Below are 10,198 nucleotides of genomic sequence, written 5' to 3' on the forward strand. Positions count from 1 at the left end.
CGCGCCCGAGCCGCCATGACGGCCTGGCCGAACGGATCCGCAGTCGAGGCTCGGGGAGCGCCATGGAGCCGGCACCGCGCCGATGACGCCGCCTACTCTCTTCCCGGATCGCTTCCTCGCCACCGTGGCCGCGATTCCGGATGCCGTTGCCGTACGTGACGACCGGGGTAGCATCAGCTTCGGTGCCCTCCACCACCGCGCCCGTGGCCTGGCCGGGGCGCTCGTGACGGCCGGCGTTCGACCCGACACGGCGGTCGCGGTGCGGATCGGTCGCACCCGTAACCTCCTCGTCGCCGTGCTGGCGGTCCTGCGGGCGGGGGGTGCCTTCATCCCCGTAGACCCGGACGACCCGCCCGCACGGCAGCGGTTCGTGGTGCGGGACAGCGGGGCGACGCTGGTGCTGTCCGAGACCGGTGACGGCCCGCCACTCGGTCCACCGACGCTTCATCCCGACCGGCCGGGTGCTCCGGGGACGGTGGTGCTGCCGCGGATCCATCCGGAGCAGACGGCGTACGTCATGTACACCTCCGGCTCGACCGGCACGCCCAAGGGTGTCGCGGTCCCTCATCGGGCGCTGGCCGCGTACCTGGACTGGGCGGCCATGCGGTACCGGGCCGACCGGCCGGTGGTGGCGCACACCTCACCTGCCTTCGACCTCACGGTGACGACGTTGCTCGCTCCGCTCGCCGGTGGTGGGGGAGTCCGGCTGGTAAGGTCGTCGGACCCGCTGGAGCTCGACGCGGTGTGGCGCGAGCGCTCCTGGGGTCTGGTGAAGCTCACGCCGTCCCACCTGGATGCGCTGGCCGCAGCGCGGAGAGTGACCGGTGATCAGCCGCCGGCCGTCGATGTGCTGGTCGTCGGGGGCGAGGCGGTACGACCGGAGCAGGTCCGCCCATGGCTGGCAGCCGGGCGGGCGACGCGGGTCGTCAACGAGTACGGACCGACGGAGGCCACGGTCGGTTGCTGTGCCCACGAGGTCAGCGGAACCGACGATCCCGTGCCGATCGGTCGCCCCGTTCCGTACGCGCGGGTGACGATCGCGGGCGGCGGTGCCGTTGACCCGGGGGAGCTGCTCGTTGCCGGCGTTGGACTGGCGCATGGCTACCTGGGTCGACCGGGAGCCACCGCGGAGCGATTCCGGCCTGACCCGGACGGGCACGGTGCCCGCCGCTACCACACGGGCGACCTGGCCAGCCTTGGTCCCGACGCCACCCTGCGCTTTCACGGGCGGACGGACCGGCAACTCAAGATTCGTGGGCATCGGGTGGAGCCGGGCGAGGTAGAGGCGGCGTTGCGGGCGTCGCCGTCGGTGGCCGCGGCGGCCGTGATCGCGGAGCCGACCCGCACCGGAGACCGGTTGGTGGCCTATGTGGTGGCGGTGGCGGACAGCGGATTCGACGCCGCCGCCGTTCGCCGGGAGCTGGCCGGGCGGCTGCCCGGGTACGCCGTTCCGGCCCGGGTCGTGTGCCTGCCGGAGCTGCCGCTGACGACCAACGGAAAGGTCGACCTCGGTGCACTCGCCCAGCACCGTCGTCGGTCGCTGGCACAGCTGCTGGCTCGACTCGAGGCCGAGCCGGACGAGGGCCGGCCCGAACCGGCGGTGGGCGAGCCCACTGCCTCCGGGGGGCCCGCAGCGTGAGGGAGGAGCCGTCGTGTGCGGCATCGTCGCGATCTGGTCGCCGACCACGCCGGTTCTCGGCACCGACCTGGCCCCGATCGAGCTGCTGCGTCATCGAGGCCCGGACGCCGTAACGCGATGGGTCTCGCCCACCGGCATCGTCGGGCTGGCGCACACCCGCCTGGCCGTGGTCGGTGTGGACAACGGCGACCAGCCCGTGGCCACTGCGGACCACGCGGTCCGGGCGGTGGTCAACGGTGAGTTCTACGGCTACCGCGAGCTGAGGACGGAGTTGGCCGGGCGAGGTCATCGGTTCCGCACCACGACGGACAGCGAACTCGTTCCTCACCTCTACGAGGAGGACCCGTCCGATCTGGTGAGCCGGCTTCGTGGCGAGTTCGCCGTCGTGCTCTGGGACGAGCGGCGCAGACGGCTGATGGCGGTGCGGGACCGGTTCGGGGTCAAGCCCCTGTACTACACCTGGCTCGGTCGGCGGCTGGTGTTGGCGTCCGAGGTCAAGGCCCTGTTTGCGGCGGGGGCTCCACGGCGCTGGGACGCGGAGTCCTTTCATGACTACCTGCACGCCTGCTTCGGCCCGGAGCGGACGCTGTTCGGCGGGATCCTCCAGGTGCCGCCGGGCGGCATGCTGTGCGTCGACGACGGTGGCGCGCGGGTTGTGCGTTACTGGGAGCCGGACTATCCGCGCGTGGGCGAGCTGCCGGACGGTGGTGTGGACCGTGCGGCTCTGGTCGAACAGGTGCGCGCCGAGGTCGAGGAGGCGGTGCGGCTGCGGCTGGTCGCCGACGTGCCGGTCGGGTTTCATCTCAGCGGCGGGCTGGACTCGTCCGCGGTGGCCGGGGTGGCGGCCCGGTGGCTGCGTCCGCGTACCTTCACCGTCCGGTTTCCCGGTACGTCGCGGGACGAGGGCGACGTGGCCGCCAGGACCGCGGTGGCGCTGGGCGCGGACCACCAGGAGGTACGGTTCGGCCCGGGGCTGGACCCGGAGGCGGTCCTCGCCACTGCCGTCACTGGTGAGATGGTGCAGGAGAATGGCCACGGCACGGCACGGTACCGGCAGAGCGCCGCACTGCGGCGTGGCGGTTTGCGGGTGGCCCTGGCCGGTGAGGGCGGCGACGAGTTGTTCGCCGGGTACGGGCATCTCCGGACCGACCTGGAGCTGAGCACCGATCCGGAGCAGATGGCGCGGGTGCGCCGGTCGTACGCCCGGATGACGGTCGGCCCGGTTCCGGCGACGTTGCTCGGTACGCTGGAGCGCCTCCGGTTCCTGCCCGGATGGTTGGTGGACCGGTGTATGACGGTGACGATGCCGATCCAGCCGCTTCTGCGCGCCGAGTTCCGCGCCCGGTTCGCCGGCCGCGACAGCCTCGCCGGGCTCATCGACAACGCCGGCCACCAGCTGACCGACCGCTCGCCGGTGCACCAGTCCCTCTACCTGTTCCTGCAATCCTGGTTCTGCAACTACATCCTCGCCGCCGAGCGACTCGACATGGCACACGGCGTGGAGGTGCGGCTGCCGTTGCTCGACCACCACCTGTTCCGGCGGGCCAGCCACCTGCCGCTGGCCGAGCTGCGGCGCGGTGGTGGGAAGCAGCCGTTCCGCGATGCCATGCGCCCATACCTGACCGAGGAGGTGTACGCCGGGGAGAAGCGTCCGTTCTTCGCCCCACCCTCAACCGGGGCCGCTGGCGTCGCCGCGCTGCTGCTGCATATGATCGACGACGGTGGATTCGACGGGGCCGGTTTCTTCGATCCGGTGGCTGTCCGGACGTTCCTGCGGGGCGTCGGTTCCGCCACCGGCCGACGGTCGGAAACCAACGATCGGCTGTTACACATCGTCGCTAGCGTCGCCGCCCTGCAAGCCTCCTACGGACTGAGTCTGGGCTGATCCATTGTGTACTGCCTAGGGCGGTGGCGGCCTTGCTGGGCCCTCGGATTTCCTTTAGGCTCCGGACGTGATCGAAAAGGTGCGACTGTCGGCAACGAACCGCCGCTGACCGCGTCATCAGCGCGTCTTCGGTCTGCATGGGCAAGGGCTGATGCAGGTCCGTCGATGGGCGTGGCACCCCGGCCGGTCGGTGGCGGCTCCTGGCCAAACCCCGCCGGCATCTATCCCGGTTTATCCTTTCGTGCATTTTACCGTCGCGGTGGGAGGTGTGACGCCTTGACTGCTCTCACTTGAGAAGTCATGACGGACCCGCGCATGGTGAATCGAGGCCAGATCTTGTATCCGATGACGACCGACGCCACCAGCGGAAGCTACGAGGCATCGCCGTTGCAGCAGCGGCTCTGGACGCTGGCGGCCGTCGATGACCCGGTTCCGGTGGTGCAGTCCCGGATCCGGCTGCCCGAGGAGATCGACGCCGGTCGGCTCCGTTCCGCGGCACGACAGGTCGTCGACCGGCACGAGGCGTTGCGCACCGTCCTGGCCGGTGTCCCGGACGGTGGGGCCGCTCAGGTCGTCCGACCCACCGGGTCTGCGATGACGACCGCCGCCGTCGATGGCGCGGGCGGCGAGGACGGGATCCTGGCCGAGGAACGCACCGCAGTGGACCCGGTGGCCGGACCGGGGTTCCGAATTCTGCTGCTCACCGGCGGGACCGAGGGTCCTGAGCTGGTGTTGACCGCCCACGCGGCGATCGCCGACCGGCTTTCGCTGCGTATCGTCGCGCGGGAATTGGCGGCCCTCTGCGCCGGTGACCCGCTCGACGACGCCACACCGCCGTTGCAGTACGCGGACTACGCCGCCTGGCACCGGGACCTGCTCACGAGCCCCGACACGGCCGCCGACCGGGCTGCCTGGGCCCGGCACCTGGCCGAGATCACCTCGGCCGCCGGCGCGGGTCGCCGCCTGCGCGGCGACGGCGACCCGGCGGAGGGTGACTCGACGGCGAGGGTCGGCCCGGTGACGACGGGTGTCCTCGACGTCCTCGCCGCCGAGCGGGGTCTGCCCGTCGAGCGCCTGATCGCGGCGCTCTTCGCCCTGGTGTGCGCGCGTTTCACCGGGGGGCCGGCGGTGGTGGACCTGGTTGAGGCGGGCCGTGGCCACGAGGCGTTGCGCAGCGCGGTCGGTTCCTTCGCCCGCGGCCTGCCTGCGCTGCTGCGGCTGGACGCCGACGCCATGCTGGTCGACGTCGTCGACGACTTCGACAGCACCGTGTCCGACCTGGTGGACCGGCTTGACCACCTCGATCCGGCGGCAACTGCGGTCAGCGCGGCCGACCTGTGGTTCGGGTTCGAATACCTGGACCTGCGGGAGCCGTGCGGGTCCGACTGGCGGATCGTGGCGGAGTCGACCCCGCGACACGCGCCGGTCGACCTCGTCTGCCGGCGGCGCGACGACGTGCTGGAGTTGTCGTTGCGGCACACTGGCCGAGCCCTGTCGTCGAGCGCCGCCGCAGCGATGCTGGCCGGTGTGGGCGCGGCGCTGGCGGAGGCGGCACAGCGGCGGCTGGACGGGACCGCCGCCACGGTGGAGCTGCTCGACGCGGCAGAGCGCGGGCGGATCCTCGCCCTCGGCCGGGGCGCCGAGGTGCCCGGCCCGGGGCGCACGCTGCACGATCTGATCGCGGAGGTCGCGCAGACGGTGCCGCGGAACGTCGCAGTATCCGACACTGCGGGTGAGCTGAGCTACGCGGAGCTGCAGGCACGCGCCGACCAGTTGGCCCATCATCTGCGTGCCCGCGGCGTCACGACCGGCGACCGCGTCGTGGTCCGGTTGCCGCGGACTGTCGACCTGCTCGTCGCGGTGCTCGGCACGCTGCGGGCCGGGGCAGCCTTCGTCCCGGTCGATCCGATGTTCCCGGACGCCCGGTTGGCCCACATCCTGCAGGACGCCGGGGCGGTCATGGTGCTTTGCGACCGGCCACTGCCCGACGTGCCGAACGATCGGACGCTGCTGCTTGCCGACCGGGCAGCTGAGATCGCAGCGCCACCGGCCCCGCCGCCCGACGTGGTGGTCGGGCCGGCCGATCCGGCGTACGTGCTGTACACCTCCGGCACCACCGGTGTGCCCCAGGGCGTGGTCGTCCCGCACCTCGCTGCGGTGAACTACCTGCGTTGGGCTGTGGACGCCTACGATCTGCGGGCCGGCTCCGGGGTGCTGATGCACTCCTCGATCGGCTTCGACTTCGGGCTGACCACGTTGCTCGCCCCGCTGCTGGCCGGGCAACGTGTGCTGATGGTGGCGGACGGGACCGGCGTGACCGGCATCGCGGAGGCGCTACGCTCCACGCGGGACGCCACCCTGGTCAAGCTGACCCCCACCCATCTGGAGGTGGTGGGTCAGCTGCTCACCCCCGCAGAGCTCCGCAGGGCGGTGCGTACCCTCGTGGTGGGTGGGGAAGCGCTCGACGCCCGGGTGCTGTCAGCGTTCCGCGAAGCCGGTGTGCCTACCTACAACGAGTACGGGCCCACCGAGACGGTGGTGGGCAGCACGGTCCACCGAGTGCCGGACGACGCACCGACGGTGGGTCCGGTGCCCATCGGGCGGCCCGTGGCCAACACCCAGGTCTATCTCACCGAGCCCGGCGGCACGCTCGTCCCCTTCGGCGCGGTCGGAGAGATCTGCATCGGCGGCGACAGCGTCAGCGACGGATATCTGAACCGGCCGGAGCTGACCGCCCGCCGGTTCGTCGCCCATCCGGAGTCCGACCCGCCCGCGCGGATGTACCGCACCGGCGACCTGGGTCGTTGGTCGGCGGCCGGTGAGCTGGAATATCTTGGCCGGATAGACCGGCAGATCAAGATCCAGGGTGTCCGGGTCGAGCCGGCGGAGATCGAGGCGGTGTTGCGGGACTGCCCCGCGGTGAGCCGTGCGGCGGTCGTGCTGCGTCACGACGAACCGTCCGGTTCGTCTCCGCTCGCCGCGGTGGATCTGCTCGTGGCGTACGTCGTCCCGGCTCCCGGAGCCGCACCCCGACCGGACACGCTCGTCCGGTTCTGCCGCGAGCGGCTGCCTGAGCAACTGGTGCCGAAGTGCTTCGTGACGCTGGCGGAGCTTCCGCAGACGCCGAACGGCAAGCTGGATCACGCCGCGCTGCCCCGGCCGGACCTCAGCGCACGTCCGGGCGTCGACTTCGTCGCGCCGCGCACCGAGGCCGAGGAAATCCTGGCCGGGGCCATTGCCGGAGTGCTGAATCTCGACGCGGTAGGCATCGACGACAATTACTTCTCTCTCGGCGGAGACTCCATTCGAAGCGTCATGGTGACGAGCCGCGCGCAGGCCCGCGGCGTGCCGGTGACGGTGGCCGATCTGCACACCCATCTCACCGTACGCGCCTGCGCCGCGCGGCTGGGGCGGCCGGACAGCGGGGTGAGCAGTCCGGCAACGAAGGCGTTCGACCTGTTGCCACCGGCGGAACGTGACCGGGTGCCCGACGACGTCGAGGACGTCTTCCCGCTGAATCTGCTGCAGGAAGGCATGATCTTCCACCGTGACTTCGCAGCCAAGTCGGCGGTTTACCATGCCATCGCGTCGATCCGGCTCCGGGCACCGTTCCACCACGGCGCCATGCGGACGGCGGTGGACCAGCTCGTCGCGCGTCATCCGATGTTGCGCACCTCGTTCGACATGACCACCTTCAGCCAGCCGATGCAGCTCGTGCACGTGGACTTCGAGAGTCCGCTGTACCTGCGCGACCTGCGTGCCCTGCCGCCCGAGCGGCGGGAGCAGAGCGTCCTGGAGTGCGTGGAACAGGAGAAGGCGCGCGGCTTCGAACTGCACGAGTACCCGCTGATCCGGTTCATCGTGCAGCGACTCACCGACGACGAGTGGCAGTTCACCTACGGCTTCCACCACGAGATCATCGACGGGTGGAGCGAGGCGGTGATGATCACCGAACTCTTCAGCCACTACTTCTCCATCGTCTTCGACGAGCCGGTCACCGTCAAACCGCCCACCTCCACCATGCGGGACGCGGTCGCCCTGGAACTCGAGGCCCTGCGCGATTCGGCGAACTACGAGTTCTGGGCGCGCTACCTGGCTGGGGCGACCGTGATGCGGCTGCCCCGGTTCGGCCAGGGCCCGGCGGCCGACAAGGGTGCACGCGACATCCGGCGGATCGAGGTGCCGATGTCCGTGGAACTCTCCGACCGATTGAAGCGGCTGGCCGTCGTCGAGGCCGTACCGCTGAAGAACGTGCTCCTGGCCGCGCATCTCGTGGTGATGTCCACGTACGGCGGGGAGGCGGACACGCTGACGTACACCGTGGGCAACGGCCGCCCGGAGACGGCCGACGGCAGTTCGGCGATTGGGCTGTTCGTCAACAGCCTGGCCCTGCGCGTGCCGACCGGCGGCGGGACCTGGCGGGAGCTGATCCACGCCGGCCTGGCCTCGGAACGCGCCTCGCTGCCGCACCGACGGCTGCCGATGGCCGAGCTCAAGCGGCACCAGGGCAGCGAGCCGTTGGCCGAGACGTTGTTCTTCTTCACGGACTATCACGTCTTCGGCGTGCTCGACCGGTGGACGGACCGTGGCGTCAGCCATGTCGCGACCGAGTTGTACGGCGAGTCCACCTTCCCGTTCTGTGCCATCTTCCGACTGAACCGGGAGACCGGGCACCTGGAGATCCGCCTGGAGTACGACGGCCTGCAGTTCACCGGAGCGTTGATGGACGGCCTACGGGACTGCTACGCGCAGGCGCTGCGGGTGATGACCGAGGACCCCGACAGCCGGTACGACGGGCGGTCCTTCGCCCCACGCGAGGAACAGGCACGGATCGTGGACGGCGACGCCAGCGGCGGGGCGCCGGACCACCGCCGGCTGCACGACCTGGTGTGGGAGCAGGTCGTACAGCGTCCCGACGCGGTCGCGGTGCAGTTGGGCGACAGCTTCGTCACGTACCGGGAACTGGGTGGACAGGCCCGCCGGCTGAGCCGGCGGCTGCGGGCGCGCGGGGTCGGCGCGGAACGCGTCGTCGGCGTTCTCCTGCCGCGTTCGGAGCTGCAACTGGTGGCGATCCTGGCCGCGGTGCACGCCGGTGGCGCCTACCTTCCGCTTGATCCAGAGCTTCCCGACGACCGGCTGGCCGCAGTTGTCGCGAACGCGGGCTGCACGTTGGTGCTGACCGACGGGGCACTCGCCGCCCGGGTGCCGAGCGGTGTCGAGGTGCTGTCCCTCGACCAACCCGTGGACGAGCCGCCGCCGGCGGCGCCGCCGGCGGCCGGCGCCGCACCCGCCAACGCGGCCTACCTCATCTACACCTCGGGATCCTCCGGAGAGCCGAAGGGCGTCGTCGTAGAGCACCGCCAGGCGGTCGCCTCCACGCTGGCCCGGCACCGGCGCTACCCGCAGCCGGTGGACCGCTTCCTGCTGCTGTCCCCGATCTTCTTCGACAGCTCGGTCGCGGGCGTGTACTGGACCCTCAGTCAGGGCGGCACCCTGCTGCTGCCGGCCGAAGGGCTGCAGCGTGAGCCCGCAGCACTGCTCGACCTCATCGCGAGGGACCAACCGACCCACACGCTGGCCATTCCGGCACTGCTGACGCTCCTGCTCGACCAGGCCGCCCCCGGCCAGCTCGCCTCGCTGCGTACCGTCATCTCCGCTGGCGAAGCCTGCCCGGAGGGCCTGGTCCGGGCCGTTGCCCGGCAACTGCCCGGCAGTACGCTGCACAACGAGTACGGGCCGACCGAGGCGACCGTGTGGGCGACCGCCTGGTCGGCACCGAGCACCCGGTGCGGGACGGACGCCGATCCGCCGCAGGTGCCGATCGGCCGGCCGGTGCCGGGTTGCCAGGTGCTGCCGCTCAACCACGCCGGTCACCTGACCCCGGTCGGCGTGACCGGCGAACTGCACATCGGGGGCCACGGGATCGCTCGCGGATATCTGGGCCGTCCGGGTGCCACGGCGGCGGCCTTCCGCCCGGACCGACACGCCGGGCGGCCGGGCGCGCGGTGCTACGCGACCGGGGACCTCGGCCGGCTGCTGCCCGACGGCGACCTGGACTTCCAGGGCCGCGCGGACCAGCAGGTGAAGATCCAGGGGTTCCGGGTCGAACTCGGCGCCGTGGAAACGGTACTGGACGCGCACCCGGCCATCCGCCGGTCGATCGCGGTCGCCACTGGACAGGCCGCGGAGGAGCGGATGCTGGTCGCCTACGTGGTGCCGTGGGGCGGCGAGGAGCTCACCGCCGCGCAGGTGCAGCGCCACGTCTGGGAGCGGTTGCCGAAGTACATGGTGCCCGGGGCGGTGGTGGTGATGGACGCCCTGCCGCTGACCGCCACCGGCAAGGTCGACCGTGCCGCTCTGCCCTCCGTCACCGAAGCCCATCTGGGCGGCGGAGCCGGATATACGCCGCCCCGGACGGAGCTCGAACAGGCCATCGTGGCGATCTGGTGCCGGGTGCTGCGGTTGAACCGTGTCGGTGTCCACCAGAGCTTCTTCGACCTCGGGGGCGAGTCGTTGCGGGCCATGCAGGTGGTGGTGGCCACGAACAACGTCTTCGGGACCACCCTGTCGGTGCGCCGGCTGTTCGACCGGCCGACGGTGAGCGAGTTCGCCGAGGAGGTGGCCACGGCGCTGGCCGGCACCATGGGGCCAGCCGACCGGGACGACCGTTGACG

Annotated in this window: 3 protein-coding genes; all 3 read left to right on the forward strand. The window is 71.4% G+C overall.

What is annotated here, in order from left to right:
* The first annotated feature begins 82 nt into the window (after positions 1–82).
* The gene (locus LPU43_RS24350) at positions 83–1,639 is read left to right on the forward strand and encodes an amino acid adenylation domain-containing protein (protein WP_229402846.1); all 1,557 of its coding nucleotides are present in this window, start codon (positions 83–85) and stop codon (positions 1,637–1,639) included.
* Between the two features lie 13 nt (positions 1,640–1,652).
* Positions 1,653–3,524 (forward strand): asparagine synthase (glutamine-hydrolyzing), encoded by a 1,872-nt coding sequence (asnB, locus tag LPU43_RS24355; protein ID WP_229402847.1) that lies wholly within the window; start codon positions 1,653–1,655, stop codon positions 3,522–3,524.
* 345 nt (positions 3,525–3,869) lie between these two features.
* On the forward strand, positions 3,870–10,196 hold the full coding sequence (locus LPU43_RS24360; protein WP_229402848.1) for a non-ribosomal peptide synthetase: 6,327 nt from the start codon (positions 3,870–3,872) through the stop codon (positions 10,194–10,196).
* Positions 10,197–10,198 lie beyond the last annotated feature (2 nt).

It is taken from the genome of Micromonospora okii (assembly GCF_020884795.1).
Lineage (GTDB): Bacteria > Actinomycetota > Actinomycetes > Mycobacteriales > Micromonosporaceae > Micromonospora > Micromonospora okii.

Coding starts and splice junctions, on each gene's coding strand:
- LPU43_RS24350 (WP_229402846.1), top strand. CDS start 83: ATGACGCCGCCTACTCTCTTCCCGGATCGCTTCCTCGCCACCGTGGCC.
- LPU43_RS24360 (WP_229402848.1), top strand. CDS start 3,870: ATGACGACCGACGCCACCAGCGGAAGCTACGAGGCATCGCCGTTGCAG.